The following is a 21,398-nucleotide window of genomic DNA, read 5'->3' as shown; positions in this document are numbered from 1 at the left end:
CTCGTCCGTTCTTCCATGCGGACTGGGACTACGAATGCCGTGCCGTTCGTTCGCTTTTTGGTGTTTCTACTCATCGAGCCCTAGAGGGAACTCCTGAATCATCCCGCAAAAAATATGCCTGCTTTAAAGAAAATCCCGATTGATCCAAATCAACCACTTAGCGTTAAGGACAGTTGGAGCGTGCGTGCAAATTGCAAGGAAGCGGCATTTTCCTCATGCAAACTGCAACCGCCTGTGCTCCTGTCGCAAGCCAGATTAGACCTTATTGTGCGGAGGCGAACGGGCACCCGTCGCCTGCTTCGAAAAAAGTGTGACGTAACGTAAAAAACTTCAAATGGCTTCGGCAGCAGCCCGCTCCGCCACATGGCGCAGGCTATCGAAGTTGATATTCGCGCCTGAATCGATTGCCACCAGTGTTTGGCCCCGTGCCCCGGTATCGGCGACGTATTGCTTGATGCCGGCGACCGCCAAGGCGCCCGATGGCTCGGTTATCGACCGGGTGTCGTCATAGATGTCTCTGATGGCTGCGCACAATTGGTCGTCGGTGACGGTTATCACTTCATCGACGCAGAAACGGCAGATGTCGAAGCCGTAGGCACCTATTTGCGCAACAGCAACGCCGTCGGCAAAGGTTCCCACACTTGGCAAGCTTATCCGTTCACCCGCTGCCAGCGCCGCCTGGAGACAGGCGGAATGTTGCGACTCCACCCCAATGATACGAACCTCAGGGCGCAGGTACTTCACGTAGGCCGCAATCCCTGCAATCAGCCCTCCACCCCCGACCGGGACAAAAATGGCGTCCAGGCTGCCTGTGTGCTGGCGCAGGATTTCCATGGCGACGGTACCCTGTCCGGCGATCACATCCGGATCATCGTAGGGCGATACGAACTCTCGGCCGGTCTGTCGGGCCAGTGCCCACGCGTATTCCAGAGCAAAGGGAAAACTCTCCCCATGCAGTAAGGCTTCGGCACCCCGGTTACGTACGCCCAGCACCTTGAGTTGCGGTGTCGTCAGCGGCATGACGATGGTGGCCGAGATACCCAGCTCCCGCGCTGCCAGCGCCACGCCTTGGGCGTGATTGCCCGCCGAAGCGGTGATGACGCCACGAGCCCGTTGCTCCGGGGTCAGTTGTACCAGTTTGTTGTAGGCACCACGGATCTTGAAGGAAAAAGTCGGCTGCAGGTCTTCACGCTTGAGCAGGATCCGGTTGCCCAAGGCTTCAGACAACGCAGGGGCCGCCTGCAGCGGTGTGCGCACAGCCAAGTCGTACACTGGCGCGGCCAGGATCTTCTTAACATAGCGCTCTAGCAGGGCTTGCTCGGGGAGTGTGGGGGTCATGGCGGTCTCCTGGTTTGGACAAAACTCCGGAGACAGAAAGAAAAAACCCGCCTCGGAGGCGGGTTGGGTGCAGCCGTCAGCTAGCCCGCCAAATAAGGAATGGCGGTAATAATGCTTGGCTGGCTACGCAATACGGTGCTGGTCATGGCTGGAAATTAGCCTGCCGCTGGCAGGCAAGTCAATGGGCAGTTGCGAATCACTTTAGCCCGACTTTATACAGCGCTCCATCGTCATCATCTGTCAGCACGTACAGGAAACCATCCGGCCCCTGGCGAACGTCGCGGATACGCTCGCCGAGTTCACCCAGCAGGCGTTCTTCGTGGACGACCTTGTCACCTTCCAGCTCCAGGCGGATCAGATTCCGCGACACCAGCGCACCGATGAACACGTTGCGTTGCCAGGCCGTGAAGCGATCACCGTCATAGAACGCCATGCCACTCAGCCCCGGCGACACTTCCCAGACGTGAAAAGGCCCAAGAGTGCCTTCGGCGGTCTTGCCGCCGGCTTCCGGGATTGGCGCCCCGGAGTAGTTGATGCCGTGAGTCGCCAGTGGCCAGCCATAATTCTTGCTGCGTTCGATGATATTCAGCTCATCGCCGCCCCTGGGGCCGTGCTCGTTCTCCCACAGCGTCCCGTTCCAGGGATTGAGCGCCGCCCCTTGGGGATTGCGAACGCCGTAGGACCAAATCTCGGGACGTACGTTTGCCTGACCGACAAACGGATTATCGTCCGGCACCTTGCCGTCGGGATAGATGCGCACGATCTTGCCCTGGAGCTTGTCCAGGTCCTGGGCCGTGGGACGCTCGTTGTTTTCCCCCAGGGTAATGAACAGATAGCCGTCCCGATCGAACACCAGGCGCGAGCCAAAGTGGTTGCCCGTGGAAAGCTTGGGCTGCTGGCGGAAAATCACATTGAAATTCTTCAGGCTCTGCAGGTCTTCGGACAATTGCCCGCGGCCCACGGCGGTGCCTGCCTTGCCGTCATCGCCGGCCTCGGAGTACGACAGGTAGACCGTGCGGTCCTGCTTGAAGTCCGGCGACAGCACGACGTCCAGCAAACCGCCCTGGCCTCTGGCCCAGACCTGAGGTACGCCGTTCAACGGCGCCGAGAGCTGGCCATCAGGGCCGACCCGGCGCAGGTTGCCCGTTCGCTCTGTCACCAACATGCCCTGTTGGTCAGGCAGGAAAGCCACGGACCAGGGGTGTTCGAGCCCCTTGACCACGGTGGTCACCTCCACCGTGCCCTCCTCGCTCTTGAATTGCCGGGTTTGCGCGGCAGAGGCCGGCATGGCGAGAGTCAGTACAGCGCTGGCGCAAAACGCGGCCAGGAGTGTTTTACGCAACATGCACACTTCCTTCTGTGGTGTGGAAAGGGACCACCAGGCTCAACGCCTAGCGATTGCCGTTCTGGGTGTTCCTCGCAGGCGCTGGGGACTTGATCGTGGGCGGCGGTGAACCCGCAGGCTGGCCGGAGCGAGGATAACCATTGCCGATGCCGCCATTCTCCAGCGTGGGTGGCCGGGGAACAGGAACCGTCGGGTTGTTACGAATCATCGGCACGTTGGGCCGGGTCCCCTGCATGCTGTTGGGATTGGCCCGGCGGATCGGACTGTTATAGGGATTGTTGTTACCTGGCAGGTTCTGGGCCAGAACCATGGCCCCGCGGTCAGGCGTTGCCGCTTGGGCAGCGCTGGTCAGCAATAGCGTCATGATAGCCAGTAGCAGCCTGTTCATCGGAGCACCTCCTGGATTCAGGCATATCGAAAGCACGCTACGCCGCAGGTTCGCCGTTGTTAAGGAAAATGTCCGTCCGAAGATGTAACCAAGCGTCTCGAAGGTAAGGCGGGGGCGGGTCAACCGGCGCCCCATGGAAACTTTTTCGAAGGCCGCAAGGTCACCTGAATGACTCATTCACCGGCAAGGAAACCCCTCCATGGCACGGGCAATCTGGAAAGGCGCAATCAGCTTCGGACTGGTCCACATTCCTGTGGCGCTGGTGTCGGCCACTTCCTCCCAGGGTGTGGATTTCGACTGGCTGGACAAGCGCAGCATGGACCCGGTTGGCTATAAGCGAGTGAACAAGGTCACTGGCAAGGAAGTGACCAAGGAAAATATCGTCAAGGGTGTGCAATACCAGAAAGGCCAGTACGTTCTGCTCAGCGAAGAGGAAATTCGCTCGGCCCACCCCAAGTCCACCCAGACCATCGATATCTTTTCTTTCGTCGACAGCGAAAAAATCCCGCTGCAAAACATCGACACGCCCTACTTCCTGGCGCCAGACAAACGCGGCGGCAAAGTCTACGCCTTGCTGCGCGAAACCCTGATCAAGACCAACAAGGTGGCCCTGGCCCATGTTGTGCTGCATACCCGCCAGCATCTGGCGGCCCTGATGCCACTGGAGTCTGCGCTGGTGCTGGTGATGCTGCGCTGGCCCGCCGAAGTGCGCGAACTCGACATCCTGGAGCTGGGCGATGAAGTCATCAAGCCAACCTTGGCCAAGGGGGAGCTGGAGATGGCCAAGCGTCTGGTGCAGGACATGAGCGCCGATTGGGAGCCGCAAGAGTACCGGGACAGCTTCGAAGACAAGATCATGGAACTGGTGGAGAAAAAAGCCAAGGAAGGCCGGCTCGAGGCGGTGGAAACCGAACCGGGCGAAGAGCAGCGCAAGAGCGCCGATGTCATCGACCTTACCGAACTGCTCAAGCGCAGCCTGGGCGGCAAGGGCAAGACGCCAGACAAACCTGCCGCAAAAACCTCTGCAAAATCGGCGAAGACCAGTAAGTCCGCTCCTGCGAAAAAAGCCACCAAGGCGTCCCGGGGCTAACCTCCGGAGCGCCCGCAATACAAGGGAATCCGTCATGGCCAAGGCCGAGAGAGAACACGCCCGTTTGTCCGGTGCCGAGCCGGAGCAGAAGACTAGCCGCACCCGACAAAACAAGCCCTGTGTCGCCAACTCGCTTCCCGAGCGCTTGTTGCCGCAGCGCGCCACGCCCGTGGAGCAGCCCCCCACCGGTGAATGGCGTTATGAAGTCCAGTTCGATGGCTATCGCCTGATGGCCCGCATTGAAGCTGGCGAGGTGCGTTTGCTCAGCCGCAATCAGCAGGACTGGACCGCTCGTCTGCAATTGCATGCCGATGCCTTGGCCGAGCTGAATTTGAGCGACAGCTGGCTTGATGGTGGACTGGTCTTGCTCGATGACCAGGGCCACTCTGACTTTGCGGCCCTGCGACAGGCCTTCGAAATCGGCCGCACGGTCGACCTGGTGTATGTGCTGTTTGATGCGCCGTTTCTCAATGGCGTCGACCTGCGCCAGACGCCGGTTGAAAAGCGCCGGGCTGCCCTCAAGAAGGCGCTGAAGAACAACACCAGCAAGCGCCTGCGCTTCTCTGAGTCGTTTTCCGCCAGCCAGCACGACATTTTTGAAAGTGCCAACGCTCTGGCCCTGGACGGCGTGGTCGGCAAACGCCTGGGCAGCCCCTATGTGTCCCGACGAAGTGCCGACTGGATCAAACTCAAGTGCCGTTTGCGCCAGGCCTTCGTGATCGTCGGCTTCACCCGCCCCAAAGGCCGGCGCAGTGGTTTCGGTGCATTGTTGCTGGCGGTCAACGGGCCCAAGGGATTGATATATGCCGGCCGCGTGGGCACAGGGTTTTCTCAATCCTGGCTCAAACAGCTCCACGAGCAACTCTGCACGCTGGAACGGGACCATTCGCCCCTGTCCGTACCCGTCAGTAACTCGCAAAGTCGCGGCGTGCATTGGGTGGACCCGACCCAGGTTTGTGAGGTCGAGTTCGCCGAATGGACCCACGACGGTCTGGTGCGTCAGGCGGCATTCCTGGGTCTGCCCAGCGATACGCCGGCCGACAAGGTTGTCCGCGAGCAACCCGTTCCGATAAAAACCATGCCCTCCAAAGCCACGCCTCGCGGCAAAACCCGCGTCGTACAGGTCGCCGGCATGGATATTTCCCACCCCGAGCGCGTCATCGACAGTGTCAGTGGCGTTCAGAAAGTCGAACTGGCGCAGTATTACGAGGACATCGCGCCCTGGATCCTGCCGCATCTGAAGCAGCGCCCTATCGCCCTGCTGAGGGCCCCAGAGGGAATTGGCGAGGAGCAATTCTTTCAGAAACACGCCGATCGCCTGGACATTCCCCACATCAAACAGCTGGATCCGGGACTGGATCCTGGCCATGCCGCGCTGATGGAAATTGACAGCGTCCGGTCGCTGATCAGCGCGGCACAAATGGGCACGGTAGAACTGCACACCTGGACCGCCACACATGATCGGATCGAGACGCCGGACCTGTTCGTTCTCGATCTGGACCCCGATCCTTCGCTGCCTTGGAGCGCCATGCTCGAGGCAACTCGCATGACCCTCTCGGTGCTCGACGAACTGGGTTTGCAGGCGTTCCTCAAGACCAGCGGTGGCAAAGGCATGCATGTCATCGTGCCGCTGGCGCGCAGTGAAGGCTGGGATACCGTCAAGGCCTTCGCCAAGGCTATCTCCCAGTTCATGACCCGACAGATACCGCAGCGCATCACGGCCACCATGGGGCCCAAGAACCGTGTCGGGAAAATATTTGTCGACTACCTGCGCAACGCCCGGGGCGCCAGCACGGTCAGCGCCTACTCAGTGCGCGCTCGGCCAGGTCTGCCGGTATCCGTCCCGATTGCCCGGGCCGAGCTCGACGGTCTGCGTAACGCCCAGCAGTGGGATATCTATACGGCGCTTGAACGGGCCAAAGGCCTGGGGGCCGATCCTTGGGAGGGATACAACCATCGACAGCGGATCACAGCCAGAATGTGGGAGCAACTGGACGCGCAAAAACCTGAAGAATGATCCATGTAACGGGGAGTCACCCGATCAAATCCAGATAAAGACCGCCAACAGGCCGCCGAAGAAAGCCCATTTCTGTAAGTAATACAGCTTGCGGTTGCGCTTCTTCAGCGCCTTGGCTTGCAGGCGAATCCTGTAGAGCCTGGAGAATGCCCGGTTCAGACCACCCGTTTTGTCACCAGCGTCATTGGGTGCTCCGGCGGCAGCCATCACGGTGCGGCTGAACCAGCGGTTCAATGCTCCGGCCCAGCGAAATCTCATGGGGCGCTCCACGTCGCAAAACAGAATGATGCGATTGTGTGGCGTGGTGTTCTGGGCGTAATGAATGAACGTCTCGTCGAATATCACGGCCTCGCCATCACGCCAATGGTAATGCTCACCGTCGACATTGATGTAGCAGCCAGCATCGTTGGGTGTTTCCAGGCCCAGGTGATACCGGTAGGACCCGGCATACGGATCGCGATGACGAACCAGCTTGGAGCCCGGTGGCAGCTCGGCGAACATCGCCGCCTTGATCGAGCCGATGCTCTGCACCAGTTCAGTGGTGCGCGGGCATAGTTTCATGGCCGAGGGATGGCTGTCGGCGTACCACTTCAGGTAGAAACGCTTCCAGCCGGTCTTGAAGAACGAATTGAAGCCGACATCGTCGTACTGGTTGGAACGCTTGATCTCCCCCGCTCGCAGCAAGCTCTGGCCTTCGGCACGGATCTCCTGCCAATGGGTCTGCAGCGGACTCAGGTCGGGAAACTGCGCCGGGTTCAGGAAAGGCTTGTTGGGCAGTTTCGAGCACAGGTAAAGCAGGCAGTTGATCGGCGCGAGGAAGGAAGAGTGGTCGCTCAACTGGCGTCCGAGCTTGTGCCGAACGCGCCCGCGCAGGTGCACATAGCCGATAGAGAGGATATAGATTGCGGCAATGATGAGTTTCACAGTATCCGCACACATCAAAAGTGGACAGGCTGCCACTTCCCGCACAGCCGAACAGTGTGGGGAATGGCGTAAGTGAGACGGCAATTTAGCCACAACTCGTAACAGAAGGTTATCCCTGAGTTGTGAAAAACTGTCTTGCCTGGGTTACACCCTATCGTTAACGCGGCCAGATCAGTACAATTGCCGCCAAACATTACGCGCCCCCTTTTTTGGCCGATACCGGATTCCGGCTTCGGCGTACGTCTATTTGGGTCAGGCGCTTCGTATGCTGCTGTCCTCTTATGCCGGATGGACCCTTGCGCTTGCGACCGCGAAGCTTTTGCGCGGTCGGGACCTGCGCAAACAGGTACTGAACAGGTACTGCCGCACCCTTAGCTACTCTGAATGTTCCGCAGGATAAACCTTTGATCTCTACAGCTAACATCACGATGCAGTTCGGCGCCAAGCCACTGTTCGAAAACGTCTCTGTCAAGTTCGGCTCGGGCAACCGCTACGGTCTGATCGGCGCCAACGGTTGCGGCAAGTCGACCTTCATGAAGATCCTCGGCGGTGACCTTGAGCCATCTGGCGGTCAGGTCATGCTCGAGCCGAACGTGCGTCTGGGTAAACTGCGCCAGGACCAGTTCGCCTACGAAGAATTCACCGTGATCGACACCGTGATCATGGGCCACGAAGAGCTGTGGAAGGTCAAGGCCGAACGCGACCGCATCTATTCGCTGCCGGAAATGACCGAAGAAGACGGCATGGCCGTGGCGGAACTGGAAACCGAATTCGCCGAGATGGACGGCTACACCGCCGAGTCCCGTGCCGGTGAATTGCTGTTGGGCCTGGGGATTGGCATCGAGCAGCATTTCGGCCCGATGAGCGAAGTGTCGCCCGGCTGGAAACTGCGGGTATTGCTAGCCCAGGCGCTGTTCTCCGACCCGGAAGTGCTGCTGTTGGACGAACCGACCAACCACCTGGATATCAACACCATCCGCTGGCTGGAAAACGTGCTGACCCAGCGTTCGAGCCTGATGATCATCATCTCCCACGACCGTCACTTCCTGAACAGTGTCTGCACTCACATGGCTGACCTGGACTACGGCGAGCTGCGCCTGTTCCCCGGCAACTACGACGAGTACATGACCGTGGCGACCCAGTCCCGCGAGCAATTGCTGTCGGACAACGCCAAGAAGAAAGCACAGATTTCCGAACTGCAATCGTTCGTCAGCCGCTTCTCGGCCAACGCCTCGAAAGCCAAGCAAGCCACCTCCCGCGCCAAGCAGATCGACAAGATCCAGTTGGCCGAGGTCAAGCCATCGAGCCGGGTCAGCCCGTTCATTCGCTTCGAACAGACCAAAAAGCTGCACCGCCAGGCGGTCATTGTCGAGCGCATGGCCAAAGGCTTTGATGGCAAGCCGTTGTTCAAGGACTTCAGCTTCACCGTCGAAGCCGGCGAGCGCGTGGCGATCATTGGTCCGAACGGCATCGGCAAGACCACCTTGCTGCGCACCCTGGTCAATGAACTGGAACCGGACGCCGGGACCGTGAAATGGACCGACGCCGCGGAGCTGGGCTACTACGCCCAGGACCACGCCCACGACTTCGAAGACGACGTCAACCTGTTCGACTGGATGGGCCAATGGACCCAGGGCGGCGAACAACTGGTTCGTGGCACCTTGGGTCGCATGCTGTTTTCCAACGACGAGATCCTCAAGTCGGTCAAGGTCATTTCCGGTGGTGAACAGGGTCGCATGCTGTTCGGCAAGCTGATCCTGCAAAAGCCCAACGTGCTGGTGATGGACGAACCGACCAACCACTTGGACATGGAGTCCATCGAGGCGTTGAACCTGGCGCTGGAAAACTACCCGGGCACGCTGATCTTCGTCAGCCACGACCGAGAGTTCGTATCGTCCCTGGCCACGCGCATCATCGAGTTGAGCGCCGACGGCGTGATCGACTTCAGCGGCACCTATGACGATTACCTGCGTAGCCAGGGTGTGTTGTTTTAAGAGCAGCCATGAGTTGTAAGCTTCAAGCTGCAAGTGAAAAGCCCTGTCCGTTGTGACAGGGCTTTTTAGTTTCCGAGGGTAAGACCTGTGGGAGCAATCCTGCATCTGCCCCTTGTGGGAGCGGGCTTGCTCGCGAAGGCGGCGGCACAGTCAACATCTCTGCAAGCTGAACACCGCTTTCGCGAGCAAGTCCGCTCCCACAGGGGGGCTGCGGACCGAATATCGCCGGTCGCCGCAGATCAAAATGTGGGAGCGAGCCTGCTCGCGATAGCGTCCGCGCCATTACCACCCGGGCAAACCGTTAGCCTGCTTTCTTTTATTCCCGCCGCACGCCATGATGAAGCTCTCTTAACCGCCGCCCGCGAACGAGCCCCATGCCAACGCCGCCACCCGCCCCCAGTTCCCTGTCGATCACCTGGCAGATCATCTCCATCGTTTTTTATACCTTTATCGCCTTCCTCTGCATCGGCCTGCCGATTGCCGTGTTGCCGGGGTATGTCCATGAACAGTTGGGCTTCAGTGCGGTGGTGGCCGGGCTGACCATCGGTTCCCAGTATCTGGCGACGCTGCTCAGTCGACCCATGGCCGGGCGGCTATCGGATAGCGTCGGCACCAAGCGAGCGATCGTTTATGGGCTGTCCGGGATCGTCCTCAGTGGTTTGCTGACATTGCTCTCGACGCTGCTGCAAAGCTTTCCACTACTGAGCCTGTTGATCCTGATCGCCGGACGTTTGCTGCTCGGGGTGGCCCAGGGCCTGATCGGCGTGGGTACCATCAGTTGGTGCATGGGCCAGGTGGGTGTTGAACACACGGCCCGCTCGATCTCATGGAACGGCATTGCCTCTTATGGGGCCATTGCCATCGGCGCGCCGCTGGGGGTGGTGATGGTCGGTGAGCTGGGCTTTGTCAGCCTGGGTATCGTCTTGTCGCTGCTGGCCGGTGCGGCGCTGCTGTTGATACGCAACAAGCCGTCGGTGCCGGTCATTCGCGGCGAGCGCCTGCCTTTTTGGGCGGTATTCGGGCGTATTGCACCGTACGGCACGAGCCTGTGCCTGGCCTCGATCGGCTACGGTACGCTCACCACGTTCATCACGTTGTTTTATGTCAGTCGTGGCTGGACGGGCGCGGCGTGGTGCCTGACGGTGTTTGGCATCTGCTTCATCCTCGCGCGATTAGTGTTCATTTCCAGCATTGCCCGCTTCGGTGGCTTCAACTCGGCCATTGCCTGCATGAGCATCGAAACCCTCGGGCTGGTATTGCTGTGGCTGGCGCCGTCCACCCCGTTCGCCCTGGTCGGTGCCGGGCTGGCCGGCTTCGGGCTGTCGCTGGTGTATCCGGCGCTGGGCGTGGAGGCCATCAAGCAAGTGCCGAATACCAGTCGTGGCGCAGGACTGAGTGCCTACGCGGTGTTCTTCGACCTGGCGCTGGCGATTGCCGGTCCGCTGATGGGCGCGGTGGCATTGAACCTGGGTTATTCGTCGATCTTCTTCTTTGCCGCGTTGCTGTCGGTCAGCGGACTGGGTTTGACCTTGTTGCTGCGTCGCCGGGCCACAAACGTGCCTTATTGATCGTAATGCTGTTCACTGCCGTTTTTTGTTTTGAGAAGGCCCGGTATTTACTTGTTCTTGTGTGTATATCCGTTATTCAGGTAATGGCGGCTTAGGATCTTCAGCAGACACAAAATCCATGTACACCGCAAAACCCTGTGGGAGCGAGCCTGCTCGCGATGAGGCCGGCACATCCAACATCACCACAAACTGACACATCGCCTTCGCGAGCAAGAAAGCCCCGCACTCCAGCCATCCAATGACGACGAGAATACAGGGCTTTTCGGAGGTTACCCGCAGAGCGTAGTGCTTTTACACAAGCCTTATGCAGCGACGAATTGCTGGCTGATTTTCGACTTGGCTTCGCGCATGCCCTTGGTGTGCAAGTCATCCCCCTTGTTCAGCCCTTCGGCACGAACGATTTCGATGTCGCTAATGCCCAGGAAGCCGAACATGAATGTCAGATAGTCTTCATGACCCACGCCACTCGGCTTGCCGGCATGCAACCCGCCAGCCGTGGAAACGATCACCAGCTTCTTGCCACCACACAAACCTTCATAGCCTGAATCGCCGTAGCGGAATGTCTGGCCAGCAACGGCAATGCGGTCAATCCAGGCCTTGAGCTGGGTCGGGATAGTGAAGTTGTACATGGGCGCGGCAATGACCAGCGCATCCGCCGCCAGGAACTCTGCCATTGTTTCAGCGCTGAGGTCAGCTTCGTATTTCAAGGCTGCGTCGCGCAATTCAGCACTGGTGCCGGCAGCGACCAGCGTCTGGGCTGAAAAGTGGCTGATGGCGTCGGCGGCCAAGTCACGGTAAGTGACGGTGATGCCCGGCTCGGCAGCTTTCCAGGCTTCAACCACTTCACGGCTCAATTGGCGGGAAGCGGAATTGTCGCCCAGGATGCTCGAATCGATGTGCAACAGTTTCATGTATGTGCTCTCCAAGTGAGGATCGCGACCAGGCGATCAATTGAGGACAATCCTATCGGTGAAACCAATAGCCGATAAGTCAGCATTAATGCGATAGTTCGTTCCACTGACAGGACAATAGAACTCAATATGCAAGACCTCAATGATCTGTACTACTTCGCCAAAGTCGTCGAAGCCGGTGGTTTCGCCGCGGCCGGACGCCTGTTGGGTATTCCCAAATCGCGGCTGTCACGGCGTATCGCTGAACTGGAAGAGCGCCTTAACGCCCGACTGTTGCAACGTACCACCCGCCAGTTGAATCTCACGGCCGTTGGCGAGCGTTATCTGCGCCATTGCCAAGCCATGCTGCTGGAAGCCGAGATGGCCGATGAAGCCGTGGCGAGCATGTCCACTGAGCCGCGCGGGCGCCTGCGGGTTTCCAGTCCAGTGGGCCTGGCTCATCAGATGCTGGGAGGGGTGATCGCCAGTTTCCTGGAAAAATTCCCTCAAGTGCAGCTGGAAATGATGCTGGTCAATCGGCGGGTAGACCTGGTGAGCGAAGGCATCGATGTGGCATTGCGCGTACGCGACCTGGGGGACGAAGACCCGCTGCTGATGACCCGACGGCTGCGTCAGGCGCGGCTGATAATGGTCGCCAGCCCGGCGTTCGTCGAAGGACGGCAGATCAATGCCCCGGAGGATCTCAAGCAGTTGCCGGTACTCGGGGCGCTGGACGCCGATCGCCTGGTGCACCTGCGTCTGCTCAAGGCCAACGCAGAACCCGTCGAACTGGCCCTGGAAGCCCGGCTGGGCATCGACGACTTCATTGTCCGTCGCGCCTGCGCCCTCGCCGGCCTGGGTTTTACCTTATTGCCGAGCATGTATTGCGAGGAGGAACTGCAGGACGGCACACTGCTGGAGTTGTTGCCCGAATGGTCGCTGCCGGACGGCTGGCTGCAGGCAGTCTACCCGCATCGACGCGGCATGCTGCCAGCGGTGCGCGCGTGGATCGACCACTTGGTAGAAGCATTCGATGGTTGTGGGGATAGGAAAATATGAGTTTGAGCGAAGAGGATGTCGCGCGGTTTTGCCTGGGACTGCCTGGCGCCAGGGAGGACTACAAATGGGGCGGTGTGCGGGTGTTTTCCATTGCCGGCAACAAGATGTTCGCCCTGCAGAACCTGCGGGGCGAATCACTGGCGTTCAAGGTCGACAAGGACCTGTTCCTGGGGCATTGCGACCGCCCCGGGATTCACCCGGCGCCCTATCTGGCGCGGGCCCAGTGGGTCATTATGCAGACGCCCTACCCGCTGGGCGCCGATGAGCTGCGTGGCCTGCTGCAGCGTTCCCACCAACTGGTGGTGAGCAAGCTGCCCAAGCGCACCCAGGTGGGTTTGCTACTGTCGTGACGCTCAGAAAAGCGTCAGCAGTTGCCTGCCCAGGAATAACTGGTCGATCCAGAACACCTGATGCAGCAACACAATGAACCAGAACACCACCTGAAACGACACCTTGCGGGTCTTGTGGCGAAACACTTGCTGGGCCAGCAACGCCCCGGGCCAGCCACCGGCCAGCTCCACGGCATGCAATACGTTTTCCGGGGTGCGCCAGGCGTCAGCGCGGGCCTTGCGCTTGTCGCTCCAGTACAACAGAAACGCCACCATGCTGACGAGGCCGTAGGCCGTCAGGGGCACCCAGGATTCTGCGCGCAACCCGAGCAAAAGCGACCCAAACAACGGCAAGGCGCACACCAGCGCAAAATACCACGAGTTTGAGCCGCAAGCTCTGCACTGCGCTGCCTGGCTCACGGCCTGGGCGGTTCATGGCTGGGCCGCCGTCCAGTCCACCCAACCGAACTGCCACGTTGCCAGGATCAACAGGCCGAAAGCGATCCGGTACCAGGCGAATACTGCGTAGCTGTGGCTGGCGATGAACAGCAACAAGCCCCTGACCGCGATCATGGCGAAAATGAACGCCGTGACGAAGCCGATGGCGAACACTGGAAAATCCGCCGGCACGAACAGATCGCGATATTTATACCCCGAGTAGACAGCTGCGCCGACCATTGTGGGCATCGCCAGGAAGAACGAAAACTCGGTCGCGGTCTTGCGCGACAGCCCGAACAGCAAGCCGCCGATGATGGTCGAACCGGAGCGGGAGGTGCCGGGAATCATCGCAAGGCACTGGGCGAAGCCGACTTTCAGCGCATCCTTCCAGGTGATGTCGTCTACCGTTTCGGCGTGCACCCTATGCTCGCGCTTCTCGGCCCAGAGCATCACGAAACCGCCCACCACCAACGCCGTGGCCACCGTGATCGGGTTGAACAGGTATTCGTGGATCAGGTCTGCAAACAGCACGCCCAATACCACAGCGGGCATGAAGGCAATCAGCAGGTTGGCCGTAAAGCGACGAGCGTTGGGTTGGGTGGGCAAGCCCAGCACCACGTCGAAGATCTTGCGCCGAAACTCCCACACCACCGCCAGGATCGCCCCGAGCTGGATAATGATGTTGAACGCCATCGAGCGCTCGCCGCCGAACTCGAGCAAGTCCGCGACAATGATCTGGTGCCCCGTGCTGGAGATCGGCAGAAACTCCGTCAAGCCTTCTACCACGCCAAGAATCAGTGCCTGAAAGGCGGTCCACAAATCCATTCATCCCCCAAAAGACTATGCTGGTGCACGTCTCATCAAAATTTAAGCGTTATGCAGGTGTAAACAGCAGGCGCACGGTGACTGCGATTTCTCAAAAAAACCAATGAAAAAACCGGAACAGGCTCAGGTTTTGCGCCGCGGGGCCGAAATCCTATCAGACAAGCCTTAATAACGCTGCCGCGTTATGACCCAGGCAGTCAGGCGTACCTGCCGGACGCCCAGGTTCAGGCGAACGTAGATGACAAGAATAAGAAACCGGAGTGACAGCGTATGAATAGCTTGCGCAGTGTGTCGATCAGCCGACGCTTGTGGCTCATCTTGGTCGTGTCCATCGTGATGTTGTTCACGTTAGGTGCGTTCATGCTTAAGCAGATCCACACCGACCTGTATCAGGCCAAGGTGCAGAAAACCCAGCATGTGGTCCAGACTGCCAGCGGTGTGCTGAGCTATTACCATGGCCTGGAAACGGCTGGCACCCTGACCCGCGAGGTCGCGCAGAAGCAGGCGCTTAGCGCGGTGCGCGGCTTGCGCTATGACCAGAGTGATTACTTCTGGATCAATGACCTGACGCCCGTCATGGTCATGCACCCGACCAACCCGAAACTCGAAGGCCAGAACCTCTCGGCGATTCGCGACCCGAATGGTTTTGCGCTGTTCAACGAGATGGTCGCCATCGCCAAGGCCAAGGGCGCCGGCATGGTGGATTACCTCTGGCCAAAACCGGGCGCCGAGGCGCCGGTGGCGAAAACCTCCTACGTCAAACTGTTCGAGCCCTGGGGCTGGATCATCGGTTCGGGCGTGTACGTGGATGACGTGCAAGCCGAGTTCCAGTCGCAAGTGATCAAGGCCTCGCTGATCGGCCTGGCGATTACCCTGCTCATGGGGCTGCTCCTGACCCTGATCGTGCGCAGCATCGTTCGGCCGTTGCAGGAAACGGTCAATGCCATGGCCAACATCGCCAGCGGTGAAAGCGACCTGACCCGCACCCTCGACACCCATGGCCACGACGAAGTGACGCAACTGGCCCGGCATTTCAATGCCTTTACCGCCAAATTGCGTGAAGTCGTCAGCCAATTGCAGGACTCGGCCAGTGCCTTGGGGCAATCGTCCAACGAACTGGGTAACGACGCCGCCCAGGCCCAGGAGCGCAGCCAGCAGCAATCGCAGCAGATGGAACTGGTGGCAACCGCGATCAACGAAGTGACCTACGGCGTGCAAGACGTCGCCAAAAACGCCGAACACGCCGCCAGCGAGATGCGCGACGCCGAATCCCAGGCCCAGCAGGGCCAGGTCAATATCGACGGCAGCTTGCAGCAGATTGATCGCCTCTCCCAGACCATCGACCAGGCCGTGGAAGTGATCCGCACCCTGGCCAGCGAAAGCACCCAGATCGGCAGCGTGCTGGAGGTGATCCGCTCCATTGCCGAGCAAACCAACCTGCTGGCCCTCAACGCTGCGATCGAAGCTGCCCGCGCCGGTGAGCAAGGTCGAGGCTTTGCGGTGGTGGCCGACGAAGTACGGTTGCTGGCCCAGCGCACGCAAAAGTCCACCGCCGAGATCCAGGCGATGATCGAACGCTTGCAGAACCATTCCGAAGCGGCGGTGAAAGTCATCAGCGACAGCAGCCGTGCTTCGCAATTGACCATCGAGCAAGCCGGGCTGGCAGGTGCCAGCCTCAACGCCATCGGCCAGGCCCTGCGCAATCTCAACAGCCTGAACGCCTCCATCGCCAGCGCCACGCTGCAACAGGCCCATGTGGTGGAAGACATCAACCAGAACGTGACACAGGCCGCCGGCCTCTCCCACAGCACCGCCCTGGCGGCTGAACAATCGAGCCTGGCGAGTACCCGCCTGAAGTCGCTGAGTGAGCAATTGAACGGGTTGCTGAAGCAGTTCAGGGTCTAGTGCATCTCGATACGCAAGTGCCGATTGAAGTTGGACAGGTTGTTGTAATCCACCTCAAAACAGATATCGGTCAGCGCGCCCTGGCCGCGCCACATGAGCTGATAATTCGCCGTTTTTGCCCTTAAATCGACGGATATGGACTTATTCGCCTGAAAATTGATCCCACTACTTGAGGATTGTCCCAAACGGTACCCAACGGTGCCGTTGCAAGGGATTTCAAGAGAGCGTGAATACCGTTGCCCCAGCCGGGCAAAAATTGCGCATCATAGGCGCCGTCCGCTCAAGGGAGATTTACATGCGTGCCATTTCATCCGTCATGCGTCTTATCGGGCTGTCGCTGGGACTGGCCTTCGCCACCAGTGTCCTGGCCACCGAAGAGACGCAACTGGTCGAGTCCATCAACCTTTACCGCAGCCAGTCGCAAAGCTGCGCGGATCAGGCCTCTCTGGAGCTGCCACCGTTGGCCATGGACTCGCGGCTGATCCTTTCGGCCAACGGCATTGGCGATCTACAACAGGCATTGGCGCGCACGGCCTATCCAATGGTCAATGTGCAGGCCATCAGCCTGTCCGGGCCACGGGACGCGCAAGCCGCGATGAAGGCCGTGCAGGAAAGCTTCTGCCGGGTGGTGCTGGACCCGCAGTTCGTCGATATCGGCGTCAGTCGCCTGGATCGCGAATGGCGAATCGTGTTGGCGCGTCCGCTGTTGTCGGCGCGCCTGGGAGACTGGCAAGCCGAAGGCCAGAAGCTGCTGAAGCTGATCAACAGTGCTCGTGCCCAGCCGCGCCGCTGCGGCACCGAAGCCTTCACGGCCACGACTCCGCTGGCCTGGAACGCGACGCTGGCTCTGGCCGCCGTGACCCACACCCGCGCCATGGCCAACAACAACTTCTTTGACCATAAGGATCGCGACAGCCGCATGCCGGGCGACCGCGCCGAACTGGCCGGTTACCTCGGCCAATTGATCGGCGAGAATATCGCCGCCGGACAGGACACCGCCCTTAAAGTGGTGGACGGCTGGCTGGCGAGCCCCGGACATTGCGCCAATCTGATGAACCCGCAGTTCAAAGAGCTGGGCGCAGGCTATGCGGTAGACCCGAAAAGCGATGCAGGGATTTATTGGACAGCGATGTTTGGCACCCAATAGTGGTTACCCAGATCGCCTGGCACTGACGCGAATCCCGCTATCGCGAGCAGGCTCGCTCCCACAAGGGTTCTATGACGAACACGAAATGGAACAATCTGTGGGAGCGAGCCTGCTCGCGATGACGACGGAACTGTCATTATTGGCGCAACGTTTGCCGCAAATGGAGCATGAAGTGGCTCAGCGACGGTGACTGGGCCACTGGCTTGCGTTGCAACAGGCCGATCGACCGCTTGCCGGGCTGGTCGATGGCAATCACCGCACACTGCTCACCAATATTGAACACCGCCGTGCAACTGGCCGGCAGCAGGGAGAACCCCAACCCTTCGCGCACAAGCGCAGTCGCAGTGCTCATGTGCGCCACCTCCCAGGCGGGCTCAGGCTCGACGTTCAGATAGCGCAACGCTGCGTCGGCCAAGGGGCGGATGCTGGTGTCGGGGGTCAGGGCGATGTAGGGCCTGCGCTTCCAGTCGTCCAGGCTGTCGCGCTGATGATCCTTGTGGGTCAGCAACACCAGATTGTCATCCAACAGACGCTCGAAGCTGAGCCCGGACAGGTCGTCGGGTAACGAGGTAATGCCCGCGTCCACCTCGCCGCGCTGCACCCAACCCATGATCTCGCCGGCCCGGCCATCCAATACGCTCACCCGTACACCGGGGTGTACGCGCTGGAACGAGGCGATGACGACTGGCAGGAACGAAGCGGCCGCCGTGGGCAGTGCCGCCAGGCGAAGGGAGCCGCGACTCAGGCTGAGGGTGTCGCGGGCGTCCCGTACGGCATCGTCCATATCCCTGAGCATGCGCCTGGCCTGGGGCAGGAAGTGTTCGCCGGCCAGCGTCAACTCGACACTGCGGGTGTTACGCGCCAGCAACTGCAACCCCATGGTCTCTTCCAGTTTGCGGATGCTGTAGCTCAGCGCCGGTTGGGACAGGTGAAGCTGTTCAGCGGTGCGAGTGAAGCTTGAGGTTTCAGCGATCAGGATAAAGGCACGAAGCTGCCGGAAAGAAACGTTCATGGCCGCACTTATAAAAATAATGGATCAATTGATTCTACCTTTAAAATTCACAGAACAATCCATGCCCGCCACTATGGGCCATCCCATCAGTGGAAACGGACATGACAAAAACAATTCTCGTCGGATGCGGCGCCGGTTTCGCCAATGACCGCCCAGACGCCGCCTTGCGCCTGGCCCAGGATCTGGCGCAACGAAACGGTCAGCGCTACATCATGCTGGAACTGCTGGCCGAACGGACACTGGCCGAAGCGCAGCTGCGCAGAGGGCTCGATCCCCAAGCCGGATACGCCTCGCGCCTGTTCGATTTCCTCGAGCCGATGCTGGATGTGTGTATCGAAGCCGGCATCCCCATCATTACCAACGGTGGTGCAGCCAACCCCAGAGCCGCCGCACAGCGCCTGCGGGCAACCTTGGCAGGACGCTATCCGACATTGAAAATTGCCTGCGTACTGGGCGATGACCTGCTGGAAGAAGCCACGCCGCGCTTCAAGCAATGGCTGCCCCTGGCCCCGGCAGATGTGGTGTCGGTCAATGTCTACACCGGTGCCGACGGCATTCATACGGCGCTGCAAGAAGGTGCCGGCATCGTGCTGTGCGGGCGAGTGGCCGATCCTTCGCTGGCGGTGGGCGCAATTCGCCATGGGCTGGGCTGGGCTGCCGATGACTGGCAGAAGATGGCCATCGCCACCGCGACCGGGCATTTGCTGGAATGCTGCACCCAGGTCACCGGCGGGTACTTTGCCCATCCTGGGATCAAAGAGATCCCGGACCCGGCGAACCTCGGTTGTCCGATTGCCGAAATCCATCAGGATGGGCGCTTGATCATTGGTAAAACCCGGGGCTGCGGAGGGCGTGTCAGCGAGCAAACAGTCAAGGAACAATTGCTTTATGAGGTGCATGATCCGCGCCGCTATCTGACCCCGGATGTGGTGCTGGACCTGGGTCAGGCCCGCGTCCGGGACCTGGGTGATGACCGCGTTGAGATCAGCGGCCTGCTGGGCCATCCGCGCCCCGATACGCTCAAGGGCTTGGCTGGTGTGCGTGGTCTCTGGTTCGGCGAAGCGGAAATTTCCTATGCCGGTCCCGGTGCCGTGGCCCGTGCCGCCCTGGCCCGGGAGATTCTGCTGCAGCGTTTCGACCGGTTGGCGCCAGGCATACAGCCGTGGATCGATTTGTCGGGTGTCGCCAGTCTGTTCAATGACCACAGTGGCCGCTATCTGGAACAAAGACTGGCGCTGGCGCCGGCCCTCGACGATGTGCGTGTGCGCGTCGGCCTGACCCATACCGACCAGGCGATGGTCCAGACCCTGTTAGCTGAGGTGGAGTCGCTTTACACCAACGGTCCGGCCGGCGGTGGAGGTGTTCGCCGGCACCTCGCTGAAGCCGTCACCACCCGCAGCTTCCTGCTGCCGCGCAGCGAAATTCACACGACCCTGGAGTGGTACTGATGAACCTGGTCACCCTCGCCGACTTCGCCCACGCGCGTGCCGGAGACAAAGGCAATATCCTCAGCATTGCGGTATTTCCCCTCGATCCGGCGCACTACCCATGGTTGCTGCGCGAATTGACCTGCGAACGAGTCGCCGAGCAATTCGCCACACGCCAGCCTGCCAAGGTGCATCGCTATGAACTGCCGAACCTGCATGCACTGAATTTCGTCCTCGAAGACGCCCTGGAAGGCGGCGTAAACCTCAGTTGCGGCCTTGATCGCCATGGCAAAAGTTTGAGTTATCTGCTCCTGTCCCTGCGCCTGCCCCGACCACAGGGCTGAAAGACTCGCGCGCCCGTCCCGTCGACAACAATAAAAAGAGAGGCTGCACCATGATTACAACGTTGGGTTTTTTGATGATGCTGGTCATCATCGGGCTGATTTTGCTGCGCAGGATCAGTCCCGTCGTCGCGTTCACCACCCTTCCCGTCGCCGCTTGCCTGCTGGCCGGTTTCAACCCCGGACAAATCGGCGAATTCATCAAGGCCGGGCTGATCACCGTAGCCCCTACCGCCGCGCTGTTTCTGTTTGCCATTCTGTTCTTCGGGATCATGCGTGATCGCGGGCTGTTCGACCCGCTGGTCAACCTGCTGATCCGCAGCACCGGCGGCAAACCGCTGGCCGTGGCACTGGTCACGGTGCTGGTGACGTCCGTGGTGCATCTGGACGGGGTGGGCGCCGCGACATTTTTGCTGACCATTCCGGCGCTGCTGCCGTTGTACAAGCGCCTGAACATGAATCCAGCAATGTTGTTGTGCCTGGTGGGCACCACCGCCGGAGTGATCAACATGGTGCCTTGGGGCGGCACCACTGCCCGGGCCGCGGCAGTATCCGGGCTTGATGCCACCGAGCTTTGGCTAGGTTTGCTGCCGGTGCAGTTGGTGGGGCTGGTTTGCATGTTGCTGGTGGCGACAGTGCTGGGCTCGCGAGCCCAACGCCGTCGACCGATGTCATTGGGAGCGGCCGCCAGCGTCGATCTGGACAGCCTGCCCACCGAAGGTCGCGAGTTCGGCCTCTCGCCCCGGGACCTGCGGTACTGGCTGAACGTAGCCCTGACCAGCGCGATCCTGGCTTGCCTGTTCACCGGCATCTTCCCCCTGTATGCCTGTTTCATGGTGGGATTGGGCATCGCCCTGCCGTTGAACTTCCCTTCCCTGGATGCCCAGGCCGAACGCCTCAAGGCCCACGCATCCGACGCGCTGCAAATGGTGCTGGTGATGATGGCCGCCGCCGTGTTGCTGGGTGTGCTGTCCGGAGCCAAAATGTCCGATGGCATGGCCTTGGCACTGATCGACTTTCTGCCTGGCGGCTCCGCCCAGTACCTGCACGTGATCGTCGGGTTCTTTGGCGTCCCCCTGGGGATGATCTTTTCACCGGACGCCTACTACTTTGCGCTGTTGCCGGTGATCAGGGACGTCGCCGCGGCCGCGGGTGTCCCCCTCGAGGCCGTTGCCCGGGCCATGCTGATCGGTGAAAACACCGGTTTCTCCATCAGCCCGGTCGTGCCCAGCGTATACCTGGCCCTGGCATTGTCCGGCGTGGAGTTACGCAAACACATGGCCTACACCTTTTTCTGGGCCTGGGGCGTCAGCCTGGTGATGCTCGCCTTCGCCGTGGCGACCGGGGCGGTACAGGTTTAG

General features: G+C 60.2%; 18 protein-coding genes and 1 pseudogene. 11 read left to right on the top strand and 8 right to left on the bottom strand.

All coding sequences use genetic code 11. The features are described from left to right. Positions 1 to 330 precede the first annotated feature (330 nt). The 3 genes from ilvA to MA884_RS08725 form a co-directional block, all read right to left on the bottom strand. Positions 331 to 1,338 (bottom strand): threonine ammonia-lyase, biosynthetic, encoded by a 1,008-nt coding sequence (gene ilvA, locus MA884_RS08735; RefSeq protein ID WP_256230077.1) that lies wholly within the window; start codon positions 1,336 to 1,338, stop codon positions 331 to 333. 196 nt (positions 1,339 to 1,534) lie between these two features. After that, positions 1,535 to 2,683: a PQQ-dependent sugar dehydrogenase gene (locus MA884_RS08730; RefSeq protein ID WP_256230076.1), complete on the bottom strand. Its 1,149-nt coding sequence runs from the start codon at positions 2,681 to 2,683 to the stop codon at positions 1,535 to 1,537. 46 nt (positions 2,684 to 2,729) lie between these two features. After that, positions 2,730 to 3,071: a hypothetical protein gene (locus tag MA884_RS08725; RefSeq protein ID WP_256230075.1), complete on the bottom strand. Its 342-nt coding sequence runs from the start codon at positions 3,069 to 3,071 to the stop codon at positions 2,730 to 2,732. Between the two features lie 199 nt (positions 3,072 to 3,270). Between MA884_RS08725 and MA884_RS08720 the strand changes: the two genes are divergently transcribed. Further along, positions 3,271 to 4,161 (top strand): Ku protein, encoded by an 891-nt coding sequence (locus MA884_RS08720; protein ID WP_256230074.1) that lies wholly within the window; start codon positions 3,271 to 3,273, stop codon positions 4,159 to 4,161. Between the two features lie 34 nt (positions 4,162 to 4,195). Further along, positions 4,196 to 6,178, top strand: coding sequence for a DNA ligase D (gene ligD / locus MA884_RS08715; RefSeq protein WP_256230073.1), 1,983 nt, complete (start codon positions 4,196 to 4,198; stop codon positions 6,176 to 6,178). 24 nt (positions 6,179 to 6,202) lie between these two features. Here the strand turns inward: ligD and lpxO are convergent, their stop codons facing one another. After that, a complete protein-coding gene (lpxO, locus tag MA884_RS08710; RefSeq protein ID WP_256230072.1) occupies positions 6,203 to 7,102 on the bottom strand; it encodes a lipid A hydroxylase LpxO in 900 nt (299 codons plus the stop codon). A 404-nt stretch (positions 7,103 to 7,506) separates the two neighbouring features. On the opposite strand from lpxO, the gene MA884_RS08705 reads away from it, so the two are divergent. Next, on the top strand, positions 7,507 to 9,096 hold the full coding sequence (locus MA884_RS08705) for an ABC-F family ATPase (protein ID WP_256230071.1): 1,590 nt from the start codon (positions 7,507 to 7,509) through the stop codon (positions 9,094 to 9,096). Positions 9,097 to 9,470: 374 nt separating this feature from the next. Beyond that, entirely contained in the window at positions 9,471 to 10,664 is a 1,194-nt protein-coding gene (locus MA884_RS08700) for an MFS transporter (protein WP_256230070.1), read from the top strand. A 302-nt stretch (positions 10,665 to 10,966) separates the two neighbouring features. On the opposite strand, the gene MA884_RS08695 is transcribed toward MA884_RS08700, so the two are convergent. After that, positions 10,967 to 11,575, bottom strand: a complete 609-nt coding sequence (locus MA884_RS08695; protein WP_256230069.1) for an FMN-dependent NADH-azoreductase — start codon at positions 11,573 to 11,575, stop codon at positions 10,967 to 10,969. A 129-nt stretch (positions 11,576 to 11,704) separates the two neighbouring features. Here MA884_RS08695 and MA884_RS08690 point away from each other — a divergent pair, with 129 nt between their 5' ends. After that, positions 11,705 to 12,613 carry a LysR substrate-binding domain-containing protein gene (locus MA884_RS08690; RefSeq protein ID WP_256230068.1) on the top strand — a complete coding sequence of 303 codons (909 nt, stop codon included), beginning with the start codon at positions 11,705 to 11,707 and terminating at the stop codon, positions 12,611 to 12,613. Continuing rightward, complete coding sequence (locus tag MA884_RS08685) at positions 12,610 to 12,963, top strand: MmcQ/YjbR family DNA-binding protein (RefSeq protein ID WP_256230067.1); 354 nt, start codon at positions 12,610 to 12,612, stop codon at positions 12,961 to 12,963. The genes MA884_RS08690 and MA884_RS08685 overlap by 4 nt, the downstream gene beginning before the upstream one ends. Positions 12,964 to 12,966: 3 nt before the next feature. Here MA884_RS08685 and MA884_RS08680 read toward each other — a convergent pair. Both MA884_RS08680 and MA884_RS08675 read right to left on the bottom strand, forming a co-directional pair. Continuing rightward, positions 12,967 to 13,378, bottom strand: a pseudogene (locus MA884_RS08680) (DUF1294 domain-containing protein). Continuing rightward, complete coding sequence (locus MA884_RS08675; RefSeq protein ID WP_256230066.1) at positions 13,375 to 14,205, bottom strand: undecaprenyl-diphosphate phosphatase; 831 nt, start codon at positions 14,203 to 14,205, stop codon at positions 13,375 to 13,377. Before MA884_RS08675 ends, MA884_RS08680 begins: the two are co-directional and overlap by 4 nt. Positions 14,206 to 14,475: 270 nt before the next feature. Between MA884_RS08675 and MA884_RS08670 the strand changes: the two genes are divergently transcribed. Continuing rightward, positions 14,476 to 16,110, top strand: a complete 1,635-nt coding sequence (locus MA884_RS08670) for a methyl-accepting chemotaxis protein (RefSeq protein WP_256230065.1) — start codon at positions 14,476 to 14,478, stop codon at positions 16,108 to 16,110. Positions 16,111 to 16,405: 295 nt separating this feature from the next. Beyond that, positions 16,406 to 17,257 (top strand): CAP domain-containing protein, encoded by an 852-nt coding sequence (locus MA884_RS08660; protein ID WP_256230064.1) that lies wholly within the window; start codon positions 16,406 to 16,408, stop codon positions 17,255 to 17,257. Positions 17,258 to 17,393: 136 nt separating this feature from the next. Here the strand turns inward: MA884_RS08660 and MA884_RS08655 are convergent, their stop codons facing one another. After that, positions 17,394 to 18,269 (bottom strand): LysR family transcriptional regulator, encoded by an 876-nt coding sequence (locus MA884_RS08655; RefSeq protein ID WP_256230062.1) that lies wholly within the window; start codon positions 18,267 to 18,269, stop codon positions 17,394 to 17,396. Positions 18,270 to 18,370: 101 nt separating this feature from the next. Between MA884_RS08655 and MA884_RS08650 the strand changes: the two genes are divergently transcribed. From MA884_RS08650 to MA884_RS08640, 3 genes are read left to right on the top strand one after another with little or no spacing between them, the layout of a single operon-like run. Continuing rightward, positions 18,371 to 19,717 carry an acyclic terpene utilization AtuA family protein gene (locus tag MA884_RS08650; RefSeq protein WP_256230061.1) on the top strand — a complete coding sequence of 449 codons (1,347 nt, stop codon included), beginning with the start codon at positions 18,371 to 18,373 and terminating at the stop codon, positions 19,715 to 19,717. Beyond that, the gene (locus MA884_RS08645; RefSeq protein WP_256230060.1) at positions 19,717 to 20,040 is read left to right on the top strand and encodes a hypothetical protein; all 324 of its coding nucleotides are present in this window, start codon (positions 19,717 to 19,719) and stop codon (positions 20,038 to 20,040) included. Before MA884_RS08650 ends, MA884_RS08645 begins: the two co-directional genes overlap by 1 nt. A 50-nt stretch (positions 20,041 to 20,090) precedes the next feature. Next, the gene (locus MA884_RS08640; protein WP_256230059.1) at positions 20,091 to 21,398 is read left to right on the top strand and encodes a CitMHS family transporter; all 1,308 of its coding nucleotides are present in this window, start codon (positions 20,091 to 20,093) and stop codon (positions 21,396 to 21,398) included.

The organism is Pseudomonas sp. Q11, from assembly GCF_024494355.1.
Taxonomy (GTDB): domain Bacteria; phylum Pseudomonadota; class Gammaproteobacteria; order Pseudomonadales; family Pseudomonadaceae; genus Aquipseudomonas; species Aquipseudomonas hefeiensis.
The sequence above is the reverse complement of the archived record's forward strand: the minus strand, read 5'-3'. Positions and strand labels throughout refer to the sequence as shown.